This window comes from Gelidibacter pelagius (genome assembly GCF_017581925.1).
In the GTDB taxonomy this organism is placed as follows: domain Bacteria; phylum Bacteroidota; class Bacteroidia; order Flavobacteriales; family Flavobacteriaceae; genus Gelidibacter; species Gelidibacter pelagius.
Genome location: NZ_JAGEVG010000012.1, coordinates 96,041 through 118,370, shown reverse-complemented (window position 1 = coordinate 118,370; position 22,330 = coordinate 96,041). Strand labels below are relative to the sequence as shown.

Annotated in this window: 20 protein-coding genes and 1 riboswitch; of the genes, 9 read left to right on the top strand and 11 right to left on the bottom strand. The window is 37.2% G+C overall.

Annotated features, from left to right (window positions below):
* The first annotated feature begins 91 nt into the window (after positions 1–91).
* Together J4051_RS11490 and J4051_RS11485 are read left to right on the top strand one after the other, a co-directional pair.
* A complete protein-coding gene (locus J4051_RS11490; protein WP_208234016.1) occupies positions 92–775 on the top strand; it encodes an SIR2 family NAD-dependent protein deacylase in 684 nt (227 codons plus the stop codon).
* A gap of 66 nt (positions 776–841) precedes the next feature.
* Positions 842–1,342, top strand: a complete 501-nt coding sequence (locus tag J4051_RS11485; protein ID WP_208234015.1) for a phage tail protein — start codon at positions 842–844, stop codon at positions 1,340–1,342.
* Positions 1,343–1,362: 20 nt separating this feature from the next.
* Here J4051_RS11485 and J4051_RS11480 read toward each other — a convergent pair whose 3' ends face one another.
* The 4 genes from J4051_RS11480 to J4051_RS11465 all read right to left on the bottom strand — a co-directional run bounded on the left by J4051_RS11480 (position 1,363) and on the right by J4051_RS11465 (position 6,746).
* Positions 1,363–3,897, bottom strand: coding sequence for a T9SS type B sorting domain-containing protein (locus tag J4051_RS11480; protein WP_208234014.1), 2,535 nt, complete (start codon positions 3,895–3,897; stop codon positions 1,363–1,365).
* A 131-nt stretch (positions 3,898–4,028) separates the two neighbouring features.
* Positions 4,029–4,103 carry a DUF4256 domain-containing protein gene (locus J4051_RS19255; RefSeq protein ID WP_208234058.1) on the bottom strand — a complete coding sequence of 25 codons (75 nt, stop codon included), beginning with the start codon at positions 4,101–4,103 and terminating at the stop codon, positions 4,029–4,031.
* A gap of 137 nt (positions 4,104–4,240) precedes the next feature.
* Positions 4,241–4,978 carry a phosphatase PAP2 family protein gene (locus tag J4051_RS11470; protein WP_208234013.1) on the bottom strand — a complete coding sequence of 246 codons (738 nt, stop codon included), beginning with the start codon at positions 4,976–4,978 and terminating at the stop codon, positions 4,241–4,243.
* 130 nt (positions 4,979–5,108) lie between these two features.
* A complete protein-coding gene (locus tag J4051_RS11465) occupies positions 5,109–6,746 on the bottom strand; it encodes an ABC-F family ATP-binding cassette domain-containing protein (protein ID WP_208234012.1) in 1,638 nt (545 codons plus the stop codon).
* 184 nt (positions 6,747–6,930) lie between these two features.
* Between J4051_RS11465 and egtB the strand changes: the two genes are divergently transcribed.
* Together egtB and J4051_RS11455 are read left to right on the top strand one after the other, a co-directional pair.
* Complete coding sequence (gene egtB / locus J4051_RS11460) at positions 6,931–8,079, top strand: ergothioneine biosynthesis protein EgtB (protein ID WP_208234011.1); 1,149 nt, start codon at positions 6,931–6,933, stop codon at positions 8,077–8,079.
* A 3-nt stretch (positions 8,080–8,082) separates the two neighbouring features.
* The gene (locus tag J4051_RS11455; RefSeq protein ID WP_208234010.1) at positions 8,083–9,030 is read left to right on the top strand and encodes an L-histidine N(alpha)-methyltransferase; all 948 of its coding nucleotides are present in this window, start codon (positions 8,083–8,085) and stop codon (positions 9,028–9,030) included.
* Between the two features lie 48 nt (positions 9,031–9,078).
* Here the strand turns inward: J4051_RS11455 and J4051_RS11450 are convergent, their stop codons facing one another.
* Positions 9,079–10,314, bottom strand: coding sequence for a glycosyltransferase family 4 protein (locus J4051_RS11450; protein WP_317192714.1), 1,236 nt, complete (start codon positions 10,312–10,314; stop codon positions 9,079–9,081).
* A 269-nt stretch (positions 10,315–10,583) separates the two neighbouring features.
* Here J4051_RS11450 and J4051_RS11445 point away from each other — a divergent pair, with 269 nt between their 5' ends.
* Together J4051_RS11445 and purB are read left to right on the top strand one after the other, a co-directional pair.
* A complete protein-coding gene (locus J4051_RS11445) occupies positions 10,584–11,150 on the top strand; it encodes an adenylosuccinate lyase (RefSeq protein WP_208234009.1) in 567 nt (188 codons plus the stop codon).
* Positions 11,151–11,325: 175 nt separating this feature from the next.
* Positions 11,326–12,669: an adenylosuccinate lyase gene (gene purB / locus J4051_RS11440; RefSeq protein ID WP_208234008.1), complete on the top strand. Its 1,344-nt coding sequence runs from the start codon at positions 11,326–11,328 to the stop codon at positions 12,667–12,669.
* A gap of 237 nt (positions 12,670–12,906) precedes the next feature.
* Here purB and J4051_RS11435 read toward each other — a convergent pair whose 3' ends face one another.
* Genes J4051_RS11435 through J4051_RS11420 form a run of 4 tightly spaced genes read right to left on the bottom strand, consistent with a single transcriptional unit; the run spans position 12,907 to position 15,110 of the window.
* On the bottom strand, positions 12,907–13,452 hold the full coding sequence (locus J4051_RS11435) for a DUF4252 domain-containing protein (RefSeq protein ID WP_208234007.1): 546 nt from the start codon (positions 13,450–13,452) through the stop codon (positions 12,907–12,909).
* A 2-nt stretch (positions 13,453–13,454) separates the two neighbouring features.
* Positions 13,455–14,081 carry a DUF4252 domain-containing protein gene (locus J4051_RS11430; protein WP_208234006.1) on the bottom strand — a complete coding sequence of 209 codons (627 nt, stop codon included), beginning with the start codon at positions 14,079–14,081 and terminating at the stop codon, positions 13,455–13,457.
* Positions 14,082–14,101: 20 nt separating this feature from the next.
* A complete protein-coding gene (locus J4051_RS11425; RefSeq protein WP_208234005.1) occupies positions 14,102–14,614 on the bottom strand; it encodes a hypothetical protein in 513 nt (170 codons plus the stop codon).
* Entirely contained in the window at positions 14,601–15,110 is a 510-nt protein-coding gene (locus tag J4051_RS11420) for an RNA polymerase sigma factor (protein WP_208234004.1), read from the bottom strand. Before J4051_RS11420 ends, J4051_RS11425 begins: the two co-directional genes overlap by 14 nt.
* Positions 15,111–15,264: 154 nt before the next feature.
* Between J4051_RS11420 and J4051_RS11415 the strand changes: the two genes are divergently transcribed.
* Positions 15,265–16,740, top strand: a complete 1,476-nt coding sequence (locus tag J4051_RS11415; RefSeq protein WP_208234003.1) for a S41 family peptidase — start codon at positions 15,265–15,267, stop codon at positions 16,738–16,740.
* A 65-nt stretch (positions 16,741–16,805) separates the two neighbouring features.
* Here J4051_RS11415 and J4051_RS11410 read toward each other — a convergent pair whose 3' ends face one another.
* Together J4051_RS11410 and J4051_RS11405 are read right to left on the bottom strand one after the other, a co-directional pair.
* Entirely contained in the window at positions 16,806–17,864 is a 1,059-nt protein-coding gene (locus J4051_RS11410) for a DUF5074 domain-containing protein (protein ID WP_208234002.1), read from the bottom strand.
* A 4-nt stretch (positions 17,865–17,868) separates the two neighbouring features.
* Positions 17,869–19,698: a TonB-dependent receptor plug domain-containing protein gene (locus J4051_RS11405; RefSeq protein WP_208234001.1), complete on the bottom strand. Its 1,830-nt coding sequence runs from the start codon at positions 19,696–19,698 to the stop codon at positions 17,869–17,871.
* Between the two features lie 28 nt (positions 19,699–19,726).
* Positions 19,727–19,922, bottom strand: a riboswitch (cobalamin riboswitch).
* Between the two features lie 117 nt (positions 19,923–20,039).
* On the opposite strand from J4051_RS11405, the gene J4051_RS11400 reads away from it, so the two are divergent.
* Together J4051_RS11400 and J4051_RS11395 are read left to right on the top strand one after the other, a co-directional pair.
* A complete protein-coding gene (locus J4051_RS11400) occupies positions 20,040–21,185 on the top strand; it encodes an ABC transporter substrate-binding protein (protein WP_208234000.1) in 1,146 nt (381 codons plus the stop codon).
* A gap of 58 nt (positions 21,186–21,243) precedes the next feature.
* Positions 21,244–22,254 carry a FecCD family ABC transporter permease gene (locus tag J4051_RS11395; protein ID WP_208233999.1) on the top strand — a complete coding sequence of 337 codons (1,011 nt, stop codon included), beginning with the start codon at positions 21,244–21,246 and terminating at the stop codon, positions 22,252–22,254.
* Positions 22,255–22,330 lie beyond the last annotated feature (76 nt).

Sequence of the window (22,330 nt, the reverse complement as noted above, 5' to 3'; positions counted from 1 at the left end):
ATTTAGTTTCTTTTAAAAATTTTCATTTATTATTAGAAGTTACATATAACATCTGAAGCTTATATAACGAATTAGATAAAAAAATAAAAACATGAAACATATTGTTGTACTTACTGGCGCAGGTATGAGTGCCGAGAGTGGAATTAAAACCTTTAGAGACGCTGATGGATTATGGGAAGGCCATGATGTGATGCAGGTTGCAACACCAGAAGGATTTCAAGACAATCCTGAGTTGGTACTTGATTTTTACAATCAAAGGAGAAGACAATTGCTAACTGTAGAACCTAACGCTGCACATTTTGATTTGGCATCGCTCGAAAAAGATTATAAGGTGTCTATTATCACTCAGAATGTGGACGATTTGCATGAACGCGCCGGCAGCTCCAATGTTATTCATCTTCATGGCGAATTGCTAAAAGTCAGAAACGTAATTGATGAACTCAGTTATTTTGAACACCAGGGCGATATTAAATTGGGAGACACCTGCCCCAAAGGGCATCAATTAAGACCACACATTGTATGGTTTGGAGAAATGGTTCCTAATATGGATATTGCTATGGAAGTTTGTGCTACTGCGGATATTTTAGTCATTATTGGAACTTCAATGCAAGTGTATCCTGCAGCGAGCTTAATGCACTATGTACCCGAAGGAACACCTACCTATTTTATAGATCCAAAACCTGCTATGGATAGCCGGGGGAGTTTAATTGTGATTGCTGAAACGGCAACAAAAGGAGTGAAAGAAATTATTGGTTTATTAAAGAGTAAGGATTAAAGTCGTTTTGGATAACTTATTAACTTATTGTACTTTAGAGTATCATTAATTTAAAATGAAGCACTCATGGCAATGTTCAGCGTAAACAATTATCGATTAGACCCTTATAAAAATTTTAAATTTAGAGTAAGATGGGATGGCAAATATATTGCTGCTGTTACAAAAGTAAGTGCCTTGACGCGTATCACAGCACCTCTACAGCATCGGGATGGAGGTGACGCGAGTAGCTTTAGACTATCACCCGGAATAACAACTTTTGAGCCAATTACGCTTGAGCGTGGTCTTTCACATGATACTGCATTTGAAGACTGGGCAAATTTAGTATTTAATTTGGCTGGAGATACAGCTACCTCCTTAGCTAAAAACAGAAAAGATATCATCATTGATCTTTTCAATATGCAAGGGAGCTTAGTTATATCTTATAAAGTCTACCGTTGTTGGGTATCAGAATATCAAGCTTTACCAGAACTCGATGCCAATGGAGCTTGCACGGCCTTTGAAAAGATTGTTCTGCAGCATGAAGGCTGGGAGCGTGATATAGAAATCACAGAACCAACGGAAACATAAAGACTTAAATTCATACTTCATCATCTAATCAAACTAAAATGGCCTTCATAATTCCGCGTTTGACCTTCATCATCTAAAAATTGTGCTAAGTACCAATAATCAGTAGCCTGCAAAGGTTGGCCTTTATAGGTGCCATCCCAACCTAATCCATTGGGTTGAATTCGCGCAAGAAACGTCCCATAGCGATCATAAATTTCAATATAGGATTGTGCAGAAAACTGTCCTTCAAAACCTTCAATATTCCATCTATCGTTAAAACCGTCATCGTTTGGTGTAAAGTATTTTGGAAACCCCATCACATATACTTTTGTCTCAGCAATTCCACAACCATTTTTGTCGTTCACATAAAACGAATAAACACCAGCGGAAACGTTTGTAAAAGTGGGCGAATCCTGATAGGGACCATACCTATTTCCTAAAGAATATTCATAATCGCCAGCGCCCAAAATACTGGTATCAATAGTGATGGTTTTGGAATTTGACAAGTCAGCAATAGAAATACTAACATCTGTTAAGTTAGCGATTTCTGATGCTTCAACAATGTAGTTGATTGGCAAGGAGTCACAGCCATCTGAGCTCGCTATAATGGTATACGTTCCTGCGGTTGTAACAGCTGCAGTTGCTGATGTACTGATAATTTCGTTCGACGCGTTGGTCCAGACATAACTATAATTTCCGGTAGGGTTTTCGATTGTTAGAACAATAGGGTCACCATTTAAGCACAATCCCTCCGATTGAGATACGCTAAATTCGGGTAGAGGGTTTACTTTTAATTGCAAGTGCGAACCAACCCCAAAACAATCGCCGTTGTCTGCACTTTGAACCCTGACATGGATTGTTTGTGAAAATGCAGTTCTGTTTACGTAACTTGAAGTATTCTGAATTTCATTTTGATTCAATTGCGCATCTTTAAAATCCTCGTAATAATGGACACTTAAATTTTGACCCGTTGGGAATTGGAATAAAAACTGTCTTTCATTTGCTCTCAAATCGAACTCATTAAAGCCATCGTTCATCCCGTCATCATCACAAACCTCCAAGGTTTGAAGGTGATTTTCAGGAAAAGAAGTCGTAGACACTTGTAGATTAATGGTTGATACAGTATAGCAACCCTCAGCATTTTCAACACGTGCATAAATGGTTGAAGCTATAGAATTGTTAAATGACAAAGGATTTAAAGATGATGTATTTTGATTGGCATCCAATTCTGTTAAATGATAGCTGATGCTTAAACCTGAAGCATTGTTCGTATTCAATAGTCCATCAATTTCATCCAAATTAAAATCCGTAAACCCGTCAGCAATGCCGTCTTCATCACAATTTTGATAAGTAATTTCATTTGGCACTACGGGCAATTTGGCAACTCCTACCGAAATAGAAGTATCTATGGAACAGGTACCGAATTCATCATTGAAAATACGGACATAAATGGGCTGACCGTCTTGAACTGTATTTGTATAATTAGAAGGGTCAGAAATAAGATCCGTATAGTTTGAATCCGTATAAAAGTTGAAATCAAAGTCTGATACCGCGCTCCCATTTAGCAAATCAGGCATATAAAAATTAAGATCAAAGGTCGTAAAACCATTGGCAGGATCACCATCCGCATCGGAATCACATTCCATAAAAAGAAGAGTTGGCGAAGGTAGATTGATGGCTTGGAGCGTTGTGTTTATCGTAATCTTCGTACTGCCAGAGATATCAATCTCAGGGTCATCTGGCATCCCTCCATATTCCACAATAAAACCTTTGGGTTGAAAATCTCCACTAGTGCTTCCTGTGTTACTTAAATCGTTCCAAGAGCCACGCAAACCCACATTAGGTGCAGTGATATGTACATAATCCTCACCGCCCAAATTATTAGGTTCCCCAGTGTTCCAATTGGCGTACTGGCCTGGTGGTGCTGAGCCATTGGCAGCCCCGATCCAAAACACGTCCCCAGCTTCTGGTCCGGTCGCCCATTTCCAAACCCCTTCTTCATCCTCGTCCGTACCTCCTATCCATCCCGCGCCTGAAGCCTGCTCTCCTGCCAATTGTGCTTCTTCAGAAGAACCAATAGTTGCTAAATAGCCTTGCAGACCGTAATAAGTCAAGTTGGATGCTGCAACTACCGCTTCTCTCCAAGTGATGCCTACCGAGGGAATAAACTCATAATAATGTCCAGTTGATGGCAGGTAATTCGCATTTCCTATCGTAAACGAAAAATATCGATCACCAGAAATTGACGCTGAATTGCTTTCAAACACAACGTCCCTTACGGCATTTATCAAATCAGGATAAGGTATAAGTGTATTACCCACCCCTGAAAGTGTTAACTTACCTTGTGTATTATTCCATGACGTTTCGACATGGGGATGCGTACCCGTCAATGACAATCGATCCTCATTAACGGCATAACCCGTAGATATTTGGATGAACAATTCTCGAATACCAGAATTCTCAGGATCGGTAATATTGAAATAGGTAGTGACCGGAATTTGGGTCATTGGGCAATAGACCTGATCGCCAACAGCATCAATAATAGGTGGACCATTTTGTGACCAACTCCATGGCATACAGAAAAACAGAAATGTAACACAGAAAAGCAGGTGCTTTTTAAACAATTTAAAACTTCATTTAATTATTAGGAGCTTAAAAGTAGCAATTAAAAAAGAATGCTCATTATAGATTAAGGGAATTCGAAGCATTAAATTTTAAGCACCCCTCTAAACCCTCTACCTGCATAAAAGGATTGAGCGCCATTATGATATAGTTTAAGAATATAAAAATCAAACTGTTATATGCGAATTTCGGCAATTGCAGAAGATCTTTTGAAATTTCTCAAAGCAAGCCCAATATCCACTCCCTGTGCGTTAGCAGTATTAAACCAACAATCAACACGAATTCATGTACTGAGAGTCATACCTTAGGCGTGCTCGGGTCTCTTCTGAAAATTTCTATAAGATCAAAAATAAGAATACAAAAAATCACCCAAATAAAACCTGCTATAAAACCGCCAGCGACATCCGAAGGAAAGTGTACGCCAAGATAGATTCGACTTAGTCCAATGCTCAGAATCAGGATACCCAAGAGTAAGATGATTGGGATTTTCAAAAAGATACTGATTTTGAATCTGTAGAACAGATACATCAGGAAGCCATAAAACGCCATTGCGCTCATCGCATGTCCGCTTGGATAGCTCAGTGTCTCTACCGATACCATATGTTCGATACCTGGTCTTGCCCGATCCACAAAACGTTTAAGGATCAAGTTGGAAATAGCAGATAGTGCCAAAACCAGAACAATTTGTACCGCATATTTCCATCGCTTATAAACGAATATCGACAGCACCATAAAAGTACCCAATACAATGGCATACCCGTAAATATCACCCACATGGGTCACAAAAACGAAATATTTGGTAAGTGAGGGATTGCGGTGGGAGATCACATATTCAGTGATTCGATGATCATAATCTGCCAACACATCCGACTTTAAAGTTTCGGTAAGTTCTACAAACAAATTAATTCCTCCCACAACAACAATAAGTGCAATAACAACAGTGATGATATAAGGAAGAGTCACATCATACTGATGAAGTTTGTCTCTTAAAAAAGTTCTTAATTTACTAATTAAGAGTCTGATGGCTTTTCTCATAGGCATTGTTGTTCAACAATAATACTCTAAAAAATAGATATTATTCTGTGATTATGGCTCAAAATCTAAATAAAAAATCATAAAACAGTGAACGGAATTAAAAGTTTGTATGACTGTATCACAGAAAACATTATTTTCGTAAATCGATCTCCTTCAAGTTTTCAATTCTATTTCTCACTAAGAAATCGTCAATAGTTTCAAAATGTTCTATGACCCGTTGGTCTTTAAATTCAAATACCTTTTGAGAAAGACCTTGTAAAAAATCCCGGTCGTGCGAGACCAATATCAAGGTACCGTCAAAATCCAAAAGCGCTTCTTTCAACACATCTTTTGATTTTAAATCCAAGTGATTTGTAGGCTCATCCAGAATCAATAAATTGACAGGTTCCAACAGTAGTTTCACCATGGCCAATCGTGTTTTTTCTCCACCAGAAAGTACGCTTACTTTTTTATCTATATCATCGCCCTTAAACATAAATCGGCCGAGGATGTTTTTGATTTGCGTCCTCACGTCACCTTGGGCGACTTCATCTACCGTTTGGAAGATGGTTAGGCCTTCATCTAATAATGACGCTTGATTTTGAGCAAAATATCCAACTTTCACATTGTGGCCCAAATGGCATGTTCCTTCCACGTCAATTTCACCCATAATGGCTTTGATCATTGTGGACTTTCCTTCACCATTTCGCCCGACAAACGAGACCTTCTCCCCTCTTGAAATAGACATATTGGCATTTTCAAACACGACGTGGTCACCATAGGACTTTGACAAATCCTTAACCGTGACCGGATAATCTCCTGAACGTTGTGCTGGAGGAAATCTCAATTTCAAAGCGGAAGTATCGATATCATCCACTTCAATGATCTCCAATTTTTCCAACATGCGCTCTCTGGAATTCACCTGATTGGTTTTAGAATACGTCCCTTTGAATCGTTCAATAAACGCCATATTATCGGCGATGAATCGTTGTTGTTCTTGAAAAGCTTTAATTTGATGTGCCCGTCTATCTTCTCGCAATTGTAAATAATGGGAATAGTTGGCTTTATAATCGTAAATCCGCCCCATGGTGACTTCAATCGTTCTGTTGGTGATATTGTCAATAAACGCCTTATCATGAGAAATGACCATCACTGCATTGGCCTTGTTGAGCAAGAAATCTTCAAGCCAAATGACGGACTCGATATCAATATGGTTGGTCGGCTCATCCAAAAGGATCAGATCTGGTTTTTGCAACAAAATCTTTGCCAATTCGATCCGCATCCGGAAACCACCACTAAACTCACTAGTCATTCTGGTGAAATCAGCACGTTTAAAGCCCAATCCAGCCAAAGCTTTTTCGACTTCCGCATCATAGTTGACATCTTCAAGAGCGTAATATTTCTCACCTAAATCCGATACTTTCTGAATGATTCTCATGTAGTCTTCAGAATCATAATCCGTTCTGGTTTCTAAAGCTGTATTCAATTGCTCCATTTCATCGCGCATTTCAAAGACGTGTGCAAAAGCTTTGGAAGCCTCCTCAAAAACAGTACAGGCATCTTCAGTCAGTAAATGCTGTGGTAAATATGCGATAATAGCATCCTTTGGAAAACGCACATGGCCTTTTGATGGCTTTTGTTCACCGGCAATAATTTTCATCATTGTAGATTTTCCTGCCCCATTTTTTCCCATTAAGGCAATTTTATCATTTTCATTGATGGTGAAGGATACCTCGCTAAACAAGGCAGTTCCACCAAACTCCACAGCTAAATTATCGACTGAAATCATAGGTTTAATTTTAAGGTGCAAAACTATAATTTATTTTAATAACTGCTGGGGTTAAAAACTCAAAAAAATGTAAGGTTTTCTATTTTTCAACCACCTATAAGTTTTATCTCATTTACAAGAAAAGCGCTCCCATTTCAGATTTTCATTTTAAAACAATAAAATCCTTAGTATCTTTATAAACGCTATGAATACACTCACTAAAAAATATATCGAAACCCGGCAACGTACGGAAGCTCTTTGTAAACCTTTACAGGTAGAAGATTACACCCCTCAATCTGCAATTTTCACAAGTCCCCCAAAATGGCATATAGCCCATGTTTCCTGGTTTTTTGAAGAAATGATTTTGAAAAACCATGTTGCTAACTATAAGGTTTTCAACAAAGATTTTGGGTTCCTATTCAATAGTTATTACAACAGTATTGGCGAACGCATTGAAAGACATAATAGAGGATTGTTGACACGGCCAAAAATTGAAACAATTTATGACTTTAGAGCCTATGTCGATAAAGCAATGATTGAACTATTGGAATCGACATCTGATAAAGATATCATATCCCTGACCATTTTAGGAATCAATCATGAACAACAGCATCAAGAATTGTTGATTTCAGACATAAAATACACGCTATCGTTCAATCCTTTGTATCCAAAACTTTATGAGAAAAACTATATTACTCATTTTAATAAAACTGAGGATTGGCTAAAAATCGATGAAGGAATTTACACTATTGGCCATGATAGCAACGATTTCTGTTTTGACAATGAGTTGGGCGTACATCGTGTGTTTTTAGAGCCTTTCGAAATATCAAACGGACTCGTGACCTACGGTGATTTTATAGCGTTTATAAAGGATAGCGGCTATCAAAAACCTGAATATTGGTTAGATGAGGCTTGGTTTTGGATCAATGACAATAAAATAAAGCACCCCATGTATTGGAAGAATGTCAATGATCAATGGCACCACTACACCCTATCTGGTTTAGAAACCATAAATAAAAATGCTATTTTGACCCATATTTCATTTTATGAAGCGTCGGCATTTGCCCAATGGAAAGGATGTCGATTACCGACAGAATTTGAATGGGAAGTGGCATCAAAACAATTTCAATGGGGAACGCATTGGGAATGGACCAATAGCGCTTATCTACCCTATCCAAAATTTAAAACAGCCGAAGGAGCAGTCGGAGAGTACAACGGCAAATTTATGATCAATCAGATGGTTTTGAGAGGTGCCTCCAATGCCACTGCCCCAGGCCATAGCCGTCATACCTACAGGAATTTCTTTCACCCTCAAGCACAATGGCAATTTTCAGGAATCAGACTCGCTAAATAATATATGAACTTAGACTTTCAAAAAGACATCGACTTTGGCTTGAGTGCCTCAAAAAAAACATTGCCTTCCAAATATTTCTATGATGAAATTGGCGATGCCCTATTTGTCGAAATCATGAATATGCCAGAGTATTATCTCACCAATGCAGAGTTTGATATTTTCAAGAATCAAAATCAAGAACTTATAAAAGCTCTAAAACTTGAAAAAAACAACTTTTTTGAGCTTGTAGAGTTAGGCGCTGGTGACGGAACAAAAACAAAACAGCTCCTGAAAGCATTGGATGATCAAAATTATAATTTTAAATATGATCCCATTGATATTTCAGAAAACGCACTGATTCAATTAAAGGCATCAATAAATAAAGAACTGCCAACCGTACAGATCCATCCAAAACAGGGTGATTATTTTAATGTTTTGAGCGGTTTAAAAGCTTCTTCCCACCCAATAATTGTATTGTTCTTAGGCTCAAATATTGGAAACTTAACCGATGCAAGAGCTAAAGACTTTATTCAAAAATTGGATGATAATTTAAAAATCGGCGATAGGGTTTTACTGGGTGTGGACTTGATAAAACCAAAATCGGTGGTACTTCCTGCATATAATGACGCCCAAGGGATAACCAAACGTTTTAATCTCAATCTATTAACACGAATAAATAAAGAATTGGATGCCGATTTTGACGTTGATACCTTTGAGCACAAACCAGAATATGATGAAGAAGAGGGCATTGCCAGAAGCTTCTTGGTGAGCACAAAAGATCAGAACGTTTCCATAAAGAGTTTAAATAAAACCTTCACATTTAAAAAGGGTGAAAAAATCCATATGGAAACCAGCAGAAAATATAACGACCTTATTTTAAATGGGATATTAGAAGGCTCTTCACTAAAAATCAATGATCGATTGACCGATTCCCAACATCTTTTTGCGGATTATATTTTGGAGAAATATTAATCTATGAAACAATTAAAACGGATTAAAACCTGTCTTTTAATTTCAATATTAACTATTCTTTGCCTCAATCCATTTGCTCATATATTTAGTAGATTGAAGCAAATGGTGATGCAACATTAGACCAGTAAAGTTAAGATGCCGATGGTTTTTTAGATGCTGGATGGTTTCATCTATAACATTAAATAACCGGTCGTGAAAGATCATCTTATCAAATCGTCGGTTAAGAATATCAAAACCATTATGTTGCTTTTCCCTCCATAGAGCATCATTTCCATAAAGTAAAACCGCATTTTCTACGAATAATTCAGTTGAATCGTCAACATATCCATTTGGTTCTAAGGTTCCAAACATGCCTTCAGCAGCTATAGATGTCATCACACATGGGGTCCCATTTTTCATGGCATCAACCAATTTTCCTTTTAAACCAGCACCAAAGCGCAGCGGCGCTAAACACACTCTGGCTTTTGCCATGACCTCATTAACATCTGCTGCAAAACCTTTGATTAAAAACCCACTCTTCTCATGATGTAACTGAGTTACTTTTTGTGACGCATAGGCGCCGTAAATATGCAATTCGGCTTTGGGCAATTTCTCTCTGATCAATGGCCAAATCGTTTCTTTCAGATACAGAATTGAATTATAATTAGGCTCGTGCAAAAAGTTACCGATGGTTATAAAATGCTCACGACTATCAAAATCTGGAAGATCTGAAATCCCTTGCTCAGAAATCACATCGAGTTGAAAAGGTAAATAAAGCAATAAATTTTCAGGTATTTTAAATTCATTTTTTAGAATCTCCATTTCTACTTCTGAAATAATCAAAGTCAAATCACAACGGTAAATACTTGCCATCTCGCGTTTTGAAAAGTCATTAAAAAGATAAGATTGGTTAAAGGCCTTTCCTTCTTTAAAAGCTTGCTGTCTTCCCTTTCTCAAACAGTGCAAATCTTCAGTATCGAGGATTCTCAATGCATCTGGACAATGTTCAGCAACGCGCCAGCCAAATTGTTCTTCGGTCATAAATCGGTCAAAAATGACGATATCTGGATCGAAGCTCTTTATAAAATGATCAAAACTGGAGTGGTTCATCTCAATGTTCGCTTGAACGATGCCAATCTCTGATAAGTCGAATGCATTTTTGCTCTTGGCACAGGCACTAGAATAAATAATTTCGTAATCCTCCTTTTGAAAGGCTTCGATAAGTTGCATCATCCTACTTCCAGCCGCAGAGCTTCTGGGTTCTGGCCAGACATGACCGATGATGAGAAGTTTTTTATTTATCACGACTTGGTGGTTTTAGCTGGATGAAGGGTGACCGATGACGGATGATGGATGACGGGTGACGAATCATAGTCATTTACTGAAGATGTATAAATATGTTTTTTCATTTCTGCAAAAAGGTCTGCTATCAAAAAAAGTTAAAAGACACGCTTCACTCAGATGTTCGTTTAGGATTAAACATAGTATCTACAACAAAAACGAAAGATTTAAAATAATCGCTTTTTTAAAATTTTCAGTTTTGTTAGTTTTAGGGTTAAAAATAAGTAAAACGAGTGACTACTGACCAACTTTACGTCGAATTAAACTATGTGGACCATTCACGCGCCAGTAGACTGAAATACGCCAATTTAATACTGGCACAACCGGAATTGATTCCAGAATTGCTAAATATTCTTTTTATGGTTGACGATAAAACCTCGTGCAGGGCCGCTTGGATTCTTGAGTTTATGTGCGGCAAAAATCTCGAAGCCATTATTCCGCATTTAGATCAATTTACAGAAAACATTCATCATGTACATTTAGATTCGGCAATTAGACCTGTCGCAAAAATTTGCGAATATCTGACCAAAGCTTATTACTCAAAAAATCAAAATAACTTGCAGAGCGCCTTCACCAGCACTCATAAGGAAAAAATCATTGAAGCCTGTTTTGACTGGATGATCAATGACCAAAAAATTGCACCTAAAGCCTATTCAATGAATACGCTTTATTTATTAGGCCAAGATTTTAATTGGATCCACCCAGAATTGGCACTTATTTTAGAGCGGGATTTTCAAATGCAAAGCTCTGGATTTAAAGCCCGTGCACGTCAAATTCTGAAAAAAATCAAGAAAGCTTGAGATTGGAAGCACGGCGAAGAAAGCTCAGAACCCAAAACTGTGGTGAACTATATCGGACAATGTCAATATAATTTAAAATTTATATTCAAACATACTTCGAGCTCCCAGTCCCATCTTCTAACTTTCTTTATTATCTTTGCAACTTCTTTTTAACTCAACAAAAACAACGCATCAAATGTCATTATCACCTTTAAATGCTATTTCCCCAATTGATGGAAGATATAGAAACAAAGTCAGCAGTTTAGCCGATTATTTTTCAGAAGAAGCACTTATAAAATATCGGGTTCAGGTAGAAATCGATTATTTTATTGCTTTATGTGAAATACCGTTGCCTCAACTCAAAGATTTTGACACTTCAAAATTCGATGATTTAAGAGCGATTTACACACAGTTTTCAACTGAGGATGCATCGGCCATTAAAGCCATTGAAAAAGTAACCAATCACGATGTTAAGGCAGTTGAATATTTTATTAAAGAGAAATTTGATGCGCTTCATCTGAATGCGTACAAAGAATTCATCCATTTTGGATTGACCTCTCAGGATATCAATAATACGGCTGTGCCTTTAAGCATCAAAGAAGCCATGACCGACGTTTACGTCCCTGAATATCTGAATGTGGTTGAAAAGCTGAAAGAACTTTCTAAAGAATGGGCAAACATCCCGATGTTAGCGAGAACACATGGACAACCGGCATCGCCGACACGATTAGGCAAAGAAATTGAAGTGTTCGTAGTACGATTGGAAGAACAGTTCAATTTACTGAACGATATTCCGAGTGCAGCAAAATTTGGCGGTGCAACAGGAAATTTCAATGCACATAAAGTTGCCTATCCAAGTATTGATTGGAAAGCTTTTGGAACAAAGTTTGTCCAAGGAAAATTAGGTTTACAACATTCCTTTCCTACGACGCAGATTGAGCATTACGATCATATGGCGGCATTATTTGATAATTTAAAAAGAATCAATACCATTCTTATAGATTTGGACAGGGACATGTGGACTTATGTCTCCATGGATTATTTCAAACAAAAAATTAAAGAAGGTGAAGTTGGCAGTAGTGCCATGCCACATAAAGTCAACCCTATCGATTTTGAAAACAGTGAAGGTAATTTAGGAATTGCCAATGCTATTTTTGAGCATTTATCTTCAAAATTACCTATTTCACGTTTACAACGTGATTTGACCGATAGCACGGTATTGAGAAATGTGGGCGTACCTTTTGGACATACAATTATTGGATTCAAAAGCACTTTGACAGGTTTGGGCAAATTGGTATTGAACGAGCCTAAATTTCAGGAAGACCTTGAAAATAATTGGGCCGTTGTTGCAGAAGCTATCCAAACAATTTTAAGAAGGGAAGCCTATCCAAATCCGTACGAAGCTTTAAAGGGATTAACGCGAACCAATACTACAATTAATCAAAAGTCAATATCAGACTTTATTAATACCTTAGAAGTGTCAGACGCTATAAAAGAAGAATTGAAACAAATTACACCAAGCAATTACACAGGAATTTAGAAGATGGCCCGAATCGACTTCATTGGACGAATACTTACAGGAATTGTTGCCATTGGCTTTTTAATTGCCGGCATTTTTGATGTACTCGATTACTTTATAGTGAAATTTTTATTGTTCGGAACTTTCATCTGTCTTGTGATATATATGTTTTTTAGATTATATGAAAACGAAAATCACCCAGAATCCTAATGTTTCTTGGGTGATTTTTAATTTTAAACACACAGCCTACTCTTCCGATTATTTGAAAAACTCAGTAAACTGATTGAGTTGTGAGTCGTTAATATTTGCTTTGTCCAATGCAGATGCTAAAGTCATGATTTTATTTGGGTTCATGTCCTTGCCTAAAATTCTTACAATGGCAAAGCCCCTGCTATCGATATTTCCAAATAGGATAAACTCGTCAATATCATCATCTTTACCCAAAGTTATGATGGTAAAGGTTCCTTCCTCAGGGCTGCCTCCTCGCATTAATTCTTCATATTTCGGATTGTTCAAAATGGTTTTCACTTTTGCCATTTCTGCTTCATATTCCATAGTATTGTCAGGAGTGACTTTATAAGCCAACATATTTAACTTTTGGATGGATTTATAAGCGTCGTTCTGATCTTGAGTCAATTGTTCTTTATCAAGGTTTAACATACTTAATGGCACATCTATTGAAAGAAAATTAGGCTGTTCTTGACTATCAACATAATAGCTCTGTAACGATGGCCCTTGATTGCAACTGTGAAGCGTTGCAATCAAAAGAGTCATTACTGTTAGATTTTTGATTAATGATTTCATAGTTATTGTTTTTTACTTTTTCCAGCTTTTTCAAGATGTTCACCACCAGGAACATTCATTTTGCTTGTGATTTTGGAAATCTCTCGCAAATCTACATCGCCAATAATGGACACCAAGATGGTTTCAACCTCTCTCTTTTCACCATTAATTTCAATGTTGGCGTCTTTGGTCAATTCTTTCAGCCCACTAATATACATCAGCAGTTCTTTGACATGGTTTTCATCACGTCCTTCCTTGACATAAAACTTCACTGTTTGGCTACCATCTTTAAAACGCATCAATTCATCCATTTTTGAGCTGCTAATATACTTTTCAGTATCAGCGGATAAACTTGAAGAAATATTTGAATCGCCAGTACTCAATACTTTGATACTCTGAATTTTTTTGACCATATCTAAATAACCTTGGGCTTCAGAATCATCAAGGTCCACGTCTATAGTAGCAATCATTTTAAACATTTTTTGACTGATGACTCCGGATGTAACACCCTTCATCGACTCATACTTGTCAAAAAAGCTCTGTCCAAAGGATACCATTGGCGCAATCAAAATGGCCAACAAAATAACTGCTTTTTTGCTCACGCCACTCTTCTTTTGAAGATATGCGTGAAGTTTTTTTAATTTTTTCATAATTTCTTTATTTAATCAGGTTACTTGTTTTTAATAATTCTATTTGTTGCTTTGTTAAATTCTTTGATATGGATCAGGTTTTCAGCACCCTCATTCAACTTAGAGGACACTAAATTTAAAGCTCCTAAATGGTTAGTGCCTTTATTGAGTTTAGAAGACACTAAGTTAAAGACCTCCATAGTTTGGTTGTACGCCATCAATTGTTCCTGGCTCAAATCATTCAGGGAGGTTTTCTGATTCATTTGATTCACTTGAAAATAGGCTCCCAACATAAGGACCGCTACGGCTGCGACTGAAATCCACTGGTACAATTTTGTACGTTTAGTCCCGAATGCTTTCGGAAGTAATGGAACGTCTTTGGTAAACTGTTCTTGTTTTGTTTGCGACACGTATTGAAACAATAACTTATAAGATTCTAAATGTGCAGGCACATCTTCTTCGGCAAAATATGCTCTTATCTGTGCTTCTTCCGCCAAACTCGTTTCAGCGTTATCGTACTTTTCTAAAAGTTGTTCTATATTAATTAATGCCATAGCTGTGTTTTTTAGTCAATTTTTCTCTTATTGTCTTTCTCGCCCTTGATAAGGCGACTCTTACTGCGGTTTCGTTCATTTCCAAAACTTTCGCAATCTCATCAAAATCATATTCTTCTATATCTCTAAGTTGCACAATTATTTTTTGCTGATCAGGTAACTCTTCCATAATCTTTGAAACCCAATCCACACTATCATTGATTTCCAATTGTTTTTGTAAAGACACGTTATGATCCTGATAATTGCTGTGGACAATTTTTAAATTTTGAGCTTGTTTTGATTTTAATCGGTCCAAACACAAGTTTCTGGTCATCGTCATTGAAAAAGCTTCTACATTATTATACCCCTCAATCTTTTCCTTGTTGTTCCATAATTTTATCAAGACCTCTTGCGTGGCATCTTCTGCTTCCTCTTTAGAGACCAGAAGCCGCTTGGCAAGTCTAAAGACTTTATCCTTAAAAGGAAGTACCAATTTTACAAAATCAGTTTGTGTCATTATGGTTAGTTTTATAACAGATGAGTTAAACCTGTTTCTATTCTTACGACGAAAGACTTTCAGTTTTGTTACAAATATTTTTGATTTTACAATAATGTAAGTAAATTTCGAGTTAAATTACCGACCTATTAATAGATAATAAAATAAAAGTCCCATGAAAATTTTAAAATTTGCCCTTTTCGCACTTGTTGTTTTCAGCTTAAACATGAGCTGTTCTAAAGATAAAGATGATGAAGTGCCACCTCCGGTTGTCGTTAAAAATGAAGTTAATGATTATGTTTGGACAGCGATGAACCTTTTTTATCTCTATAAAGCTGATGTTCCGAATTTAGCAGACAGCCGTTTTCCTAGCGATGAAGCTTATACAAATTACATAAACGGATATTCCGTACCTGAAGAGTTCTTTGAAAGTTTAATATATCAAAGAGAGGTTGTGGATCGTTTTAGTTTTATTACATCTGACTATATTGCTTTAGAGCAGCAGTTTCAGGGTGAATTTAAAACCAACGGCTTAGAGTCCAATTATTATCTGCAGCCTGGTAGCGATACCAAGGTATTTGGCGTTGTCAGATTGGTATTAAATGATAGTGAAGCAAGTACCTCTGGTTTAAAACGCGGACAAGCTTTTAATGCAATAGATGGTGTTCCAATGACCAGAGATAACTTCAACGCGCTTTTAAATCAAGAAACATACACATTAAATTTGGCTACTTATAACGACAATGGCACTGCAACTCCTAATGATGACTCCGTAGACTCAACTTCTGATACTGTAACATTGACGAAAAAACCTTATAACGAGAATCCAGTGCACACGACCAAAATATTAGACATCAATGGTTCTAAAATTGGTTATTTAATGTATACTAGCTTTACTAGTAATTATGATCCTCAATTAAATGAAGCTTTTGGGGAATTAAAAGCTGCGGGTGTTCAGCATTTGGTTTTAGATTTAAGATATAATGGCGGCGGATCAGTCAATACCGCAGCACTTTTGGCAAGTATGATCACCGGACAATTCAATGGTCAAGTTTTTTCTAAACTTGTTTGGAATGAAAATTTACAATCTGAAAACACTTCATATACATTCAAGAACAATGCCCCGGGAGGTGTAGGTGCCATTAATTCTCTGAATTTAGAAAAGGTTTATGTCTTAACAACTAACAGAACAGCCTCTGCGAGCGAGCTGATAATTAACGGGCTGTCTGCTTATATTGATGTAGTTCAAATTGGTGGTAGAACAACCGGAAAGTCCCAAGCTTCAGTGACCTTATATGATTCTGAAAACTTTTCTCGTCAAAACGCAAATCCTAATCATACCTATGCCATACAGCCTTTAGTAGCTGTGTCTGTAAATAAAGATGATACACGTGTGCCACCTAATGGTTTTCTAAGCGCAATGGAGCAGTTCCAAATGACAGAGGCAGTGAACTTCCTTGGCGTTTTAGGTGAGGCTAACGAACCATTTTTAGCAAAAGCAATTGCTGACATTACTGGAAGTGGACGACCATTCCCATCGATAGATAATAATTTGATTCCTTTAAAAGATCAAGTTGACAAGAAATTGTTAGATAATGAAATGTATATTGATGTTCTGGATCATCTTCCAGCATTTCAAAATCTGAGATAAAATCATCACCTAAAAAAAGCCGCTGAAATAGCGGCTTTTTTATTGAATATAAGATTCGATTCTGATTAATCGTTAAAATAAATTCCACCTGGATTAATTCCCACCTCTTTTGAATGCAATGTCGCATTTGTTCCTAAATCATAACTTTGTAAAGTTCCATTTGAAGTATAATCTTCTGCACCTACACCATATAAAATGTTATTGCGTACGGTCATAAAATTAAAATTGACACCTTCAATTTCTGGCGTTGTCGATAACTCCTGGCTATCTATAGCTAACTTATAAACTCCTCCATTTAGAGTATAATAAAGCGATTCTCCGTAAGTCAAATTAGATGGGTGCTCATTATCGTCAAACCCAAAAGTTGCTGAAACGGTGTTAGAGCTCGTGTTGATAACATCCAATTGACCGCCTGTTTCATTTTCCGTCCACGCTGGGATCCCACCAGACAACACATATAACGCCCCTTGACTATCAAAAACCATCGAATTTGGTACATCTCCAACAGTAATCGTTTCTACCTCATCAGAGTTTGGCTTAATCACCGAAACAATATTGTTTTGGCTGTAGCCTCCTTGATGTGCTACATAAATAGATGTTCCATTTGTAATAATTCTTTCAGGACCTTCCTCTACTGAAATTGTGCCTGAAACTATATTGGTTTCTAAATCAATAACTGCAACAAAATCATCCTCTGGATTTGAACCATCACCCCAATTGGTCACATAGCCCTTTCCAGATAAAAAAGTGATAAAGCGTGGATTACTCAACCCAGAATCAATGGTTGCTACCGATTGAAATGTATAGCGATTCACCACTTCAATCTTTTGGGAATTGTTGACTACGATATAAGCCAAGTCTTCATGAAAGCCAATACTTTGAGCAGTATCTCCTAACAACGTACCGTTTACATTGAAAAACATCTTTTGTTCAGCATAAGAGAAATCATCCGATATAAAAGTAACAGTGCCATTACCATGGCCATAATTACCTTCATTTGTAATCAAAATGCCATCTTCGTAAGCGCCTTGTGGCTCTTGCTCATGGTTATCATCATCACTACTACAAGAGAATGACAAAACAAGCAATGATAATGCTAATACTAAATTGTTTTTAATTTTCATAGTTTTAAAATTTGAGAGTTAATTGTAATTGATAATTTCGGTTGGGCATTGAACGCAACGCCACATTTTCATAGGTTGTATTATAAAGGTTATTGATATTAAACTGTAAAATGGAATGGACATTTTTGGAAATCTCATAATTGTAGGAAAGTCCCAAATTCCCCACATCATACCCATCCAACTGTCCTCCAATAATGTCAACTTCACCGTTAAAGAGATGCTGATAAAATAATTCTACAGCTTTAAAACTATAGCCGAAGTTTAAATTGGCTTTATGTAACGGAACATAGATGAGCTGCTTGGCATTGGCATCATTTTCAGAAACTGTATAGGAATATCCCGAATTCATATTAAGATGATGGCTTCCGATAGTATATTTAAGGAAAACTTCCAATTCGCCACCATAACTTTTGACTTTATTAATGTTTTGTGGTCGAAACAATCCGGTATTATCAGGCACCCATTGGATCATATCTTTGGTGTTGATAAAATAAGCGTTCAATTTTAGATCGACGAATTTAGATGAGAATTCCTGTCCGAAATCAACTTGATAAGAGGATTCAGGAAGCAAATCCAAATTACCGCCAGGATTCCAATACAAATCGTTGAACGTAGGCACCCTGAAATTTTTGGAACCATTTAATTTGAGCGCATAGCTTTCACTAAAACGATATTCGCCATCCACAGAAAACACGAGCGGACTTTCAAAATCTGAGGTAAAATCTTTTCTGATGTTCAATCCGTAAATCAGTGGTTCAGAAACCTTATGTCTCCACAATGCGGTGGCGGAAAATGCATCTCGGCTTGGCTTTGAGAAACTATCTCCGTTTCCTGAGTACTTGGCAAACTCAATGATGGTTCGCAAATCAATAGTTTCAGTCAGTTTGATATTGAGATTGTGATTTCCTATAAAACTCTGCACCCGACCAAAGGAAAAGTACTCTGCATCTTTATTCTCAAAATATTTAAATTCTTCAAGAAGATGAACCACCTTTACTTTGGAGGTGTACTGTTTATGAAAATAGCCCCATTCCAACATGGACCTGTAATTGGTGTCTTCATATTTACTTTTTGATGGTGCCAGGAGTGTTCCTGAAAAATTACGATCCCCTACAAAACTTTGATGATACAATTTGAAGACATGATGGTCATTAAGCAGGTAGCCCGCGTTGAGATTAAAGCTTAAATTATCGTATTGCCCATTTTTATTGGTTTTATTCGTGCCGAGATATTTATAGTCATTTTCCGAATCGACGTAGGCCACACCTAAATTAACCGACCAATTTTCTGAGCCCGTTGAAAGTCCGTAATTTGCCCGCTTGGTATCAAAACTGCCATAACTCATTCTCACCGTATGATCGGTGTGTTTCATAAACGACAAGGCATTACTCAGATGCACACTCCCTCCTATGGCGCCACTGCCGTATTGCACACTGCCACCACCGCTCCGTATCTCAACAGAATCATAATTGGATGTGTTGATGGTATTAAAATCGACTTGTCCGTTAAGTTGGGAATTGATATTGATGCCATTCCAAACCACCGCTGTTTGTGAGGCATTCGTGCCTCTAAAAGATGGTGAAGACACCATGCCATAACCGTTCTCCTTAAAGTAGATATTTGAATTGTAGCGCAGTAAATCGGTCAACGACCACGGACTTTTTGCTAAAACAGAATCTTTTAACACCGTTACTTTGTATCCTGAGGTGTAGCGTTTCAACTTAACATCGCTCAAGATAACTTCATCCAGTTTTTGGATAGAATCCAGCTGTGCATGAACAACATTAACGTTGCCAAGAACCAGAATAATAAAAATATAAAGTAGTCTTTTCATAATCTAAAGGCTCTTTACCCGAAAGCCGCTTTTGATGATGAAATTGGCAGGTCTCCTGACTTGCGTCTTCATGTTCGTCTTCCCATCGCGCTATGCGTAACAGTGACTTGAAGTGTAACATGAAGCGTTATAGCTTACAGTTGCGGGAACAGTTTTGGATATTAACCAAATTCCCTTTTAATTGACATAGATTATTATATCAAACCAAATTCGCTGCAAAACTAATCATTTTATATGGATAAAGCCTGAAGGCTTAAAATGTTTTTATTCCAGAATCTTCCCAACGGGCAAGTCCCCTATTTCAGTTAATAATCTTACTTTTGAAGTGAAAAATTTAGATTTTGAAGAAAATATCACTTTTATTACTGTTTTTAATCCTTGTTAACTGTAAAGAAGACAAAGGATTACCTGTAAAACATCAAGCATCAAACAAAGAAAACCCATCACTTTCTTATGCTGAAGGTTTCTCCGTAGAGAATTATCAAGATTTTAAGGTATTGGAAATCAAAAATCCATGGCCAAAATCGGATAAAACCTATCGCTATGCGTTGGTAAATAAAGAAGTGGCACCTAAGATTACTTTAAACAAAGATGAGTTTGATGCCATTTTAATCACACCCATCGAAAAAATAGTGGTCACCTCCACCACTCACATTCCTGCATTGGAATTATTAAATGTTGAAAACACGTTGATCGGTTTTCCTGACACAAATTATGTATCCTCAGAGAAAACAAGAGCTTTAATAGATGAAGGCTTGGTGAGGGAATTAGGCAAAAATGAAAGTATCAATACGGAAGTCTTATTGGAACTGCGACCAGAACTGGTGATCGGATTTGGCATTGATGGCAACAACAAAGCTTTTGACAATATACAGAAGGCGGGAATTCCAGTGATCTTTAATGGCGATTGGGTTGAAACATCGCCTTTGGCTAAAGCAGAATGGATCAAGTTCTTTGGTGTGCTTTACGATAAAGAAAAAGAAGCCGATTCGATTTTTAAGAATATTGAAGCCGATTATTTAGAAGCTAAGAAGATTGCCCAAAATGTGACTCAAAGTCCAACAGTATTAAGTGGCGCCATGTACAAGGATATTTGGTATTTACCGAGTGGCACCAGCTCTGAAGCCATCCTATTAAAAGATGCCAACGCTAATTATTTGTGGAGTGACACAACGGATAAAGGCAGTCTTTCACTTAATTTTGAAGTTGTTTTTGACAAGGCTAAAGAAGCCGAGATTTGGATTAGCCCTTCTTATTATTCAAGTTTGGAGGCCATCGAAAAAGCTAGTCCCCATTACACCAAGTTTAAAGCATTCCAAAACAAAGCGGTCTACTCCTTTGTCAATACTACAGGAAAAACAGGAGGCGTTACCTATTTTGAAATGGGTATGGCACGACCAGACTTGGTCTTAAAGGATTTAATTAAAATAACTCATCCAGAACTATTAAACGACTATGAGCCTCATTTTTTTGAGCGTTTAAAATAAAAAATAAAATAATTATTCAGATCTGACAGGTTTTAGAAACCTGTCAGATCTTGAACACATGGAAAAAAAATATACATATCCATTCTTGATACTGATAGCGCTGCTCATCATCTGTTTTTTCGTGAACATTAGTTTGGGATCTGTCTCCATAACTACAAAGGAAATTTTCAATAGTCTGATCGGTAAAGCTGATAATTACATCATTCAAAATTACCGTTTGCCAAAAGCCTTTACGGCAATTTTGGTGGGTTCCGGATTAGGTATCTCAGGCCTACTGATGCAAACGCTCTTTAGAAATCCGTTGGCTGGACCATTTGTTTTGGGTATTAGTTCCGGAGCAAGTTTAGGTGTTGCATTGGTTATTCTGGGTTCAGGCTTTTTTGGCGGTATTTTTACCACCTTGCTGATCTCCAAATGGAGCGTTGTGATTGCTGCAAGTTTAGGGAGTTTTTTAGTGCTCTTGGCCGTCATGATCGTATCTTCAAGGGTACGCGACACTATGGCTATCCTTATTATAGGGTTGATGTTTGGGAGTATCACCGCTGCCGTAGTTAGTGTCCTTTCTTATTTTAGTTCCGCAGAACAACTCCAACAATATATTTTTTGGGGCTTTGGAAGTCTTGGCAACCTTTCGTGGAACGAACTTTTGATCTTCTTTTTAATCTATCTAACAGGTGTTTTGATGACCATCGTTTCAATAAAAGGCTTGAACACCCTATTATTAGGCGAAAATTATGCTAAAAGTATGGGGCTGAACTTGAAACAGAGTAGACTCATTATCATTATTGCCACCAGTTTATTGGCAGGAACCATTACGGCTTTTGCAGGACCAATTGCCTTTATCGGTTTGGCCATTCCGCATATGACCCGTCAGATTTTCCATACGTCCAACCATAAAATTCTATTGCCTGCCGTATTTTTATTTGGTGCCATAGTAATGCTTATTTGTGATAGTATTGCACAATTGCCAACAAGCGATTATACACTACCTATTAATGCCATTACCTCATTGGTGGGTGCGCCGGTGGTGATTTGGTTGTTGGTGAGAAAGCGGAAGATGTTGTTTTAGAAGAATGGAGGATTAGGGGATTAGGAGATTAGGGATGAGTTTAGATGTTTAGATGTTTAGATGTTTAGATGTTTAG

What these genes read in the sequence shown, in the direction of transcription:
- J4051_RS11490 (WP_208234016.1), top strand. Translation starts at nt 92, where the DNA reads ATGAAACATATTGTTGTACTTACTGGCGCAGGTATGAGTGCCGAGAGT.
- J4051_RS11485 (WP_208234015.1), top strand. Translation starts at nt 842, where the DNA reads ATGGCAATGTTCAGCGTAAACAATTATCGATTAGACCCTTATAAAAAT.
- J4051_RS11480 (WP_208234014.1), bottom strand. Translation starts at nt 3,897, where the DNA reads ATGCCATGGAGTTGGTCACAAAATGGTCCACCTATTATTGATGCTGTT.
- J4051_RS11470 (WP_208234013.1), bottom strand. Translation starts at nt 4,978, where the DNA reads ATGAGAAAAGCCATCAGACTCTTAATTAGTAAATTAAGAACTTTTTTA.
- J4051_RS11465 (WP_208234012.1), bottom strand. Translation starts at nt 6,746, where the DNA reads ATGATTTCAGTCGATAATTTAGCTGTGGAGTTTGGTGGAACTGCCTTG.
- egtB (WP_208234011.1), top strand. Translation starts at nt 6,931, where the DNA reads ATGAATACACTCACTAAAAAATATATCGAAACCCGGCAACGTACGGAA.
- J4051_RS11455 (WP_208234010.1), top strand. Translation starts at nt 8,083, where the DNA reads ATGAACTTAGACTTTCAAAAAGACATCGACTTTGGCTTGAGTGCCTCA.
- purB (WP_208234008.1), top strand. Translation starts at nt 11,326, where the DNA reads ATGTCATTATCACCTTTAAATGCTATTTCCCCAATTGATGGAAGATAT.
- J4051_RS11435 (WP_208234007.1), bottom strand. Translation starts at nt 13,452, where the DNA reads ATGAAATCATTAATCAAAAATCTAACAGTAATGACTCTTTTGATTGCA.
- J4051_RS11430 (WP_208234006.1), bottom strand. Translation starts at nt 14,081, where the DNA reads ATGAAAAAATTAAAAAAACTTCACGCATATCTTCAAAAGAAGAGTGGC.
- J4051_RS11425 (WP_208234005.1), bottom strand. Translation starts at nt 14,614, where the DNA reads ATGGCATTAATTAATATAGAACAACTTTTAGAAAAGTACGATAACGCT.
- J4051_RS11420 (WP_208234004.1), bottom strand. Translation starts at nt 15,110, where the DNA reads ATGACACAAACTGATTTTGTAAAATTGGTACTTCCTTTTAAGGATAAA.
- J4051_RS11415 (WP_208234003.1), top strand. Translation starts at nt 15,265, where the DNA reads ATGAAAATTTTAAAATTTGCCCTTTTCGCACTTGTTGTTTTCAGCTTA.
- J4051_RS11410 (WP_208234002.1), bottom strand. Translation starts at nt 17,864, where the DNA reads ATGAAAATTAAAAACAATTTAGTATTAGCATTATCATTGCTTGTTTTG.
- J4051_RS11405 (WP_208234001.1), bottom strand. Translation starts at nt 19,698, where the DNA reads ATGAAAAGACTACTTTATATTTTTATTATTCTGGTTCTTGGCAACGTT.
- J4051_RS11395 (WP_208233999.1), top strand. Translation starts at nt 21,244, where the DNA reads ATGGAAAAAAAATATACATATCCATTCTTGATACTGATAGCGCTGCTC.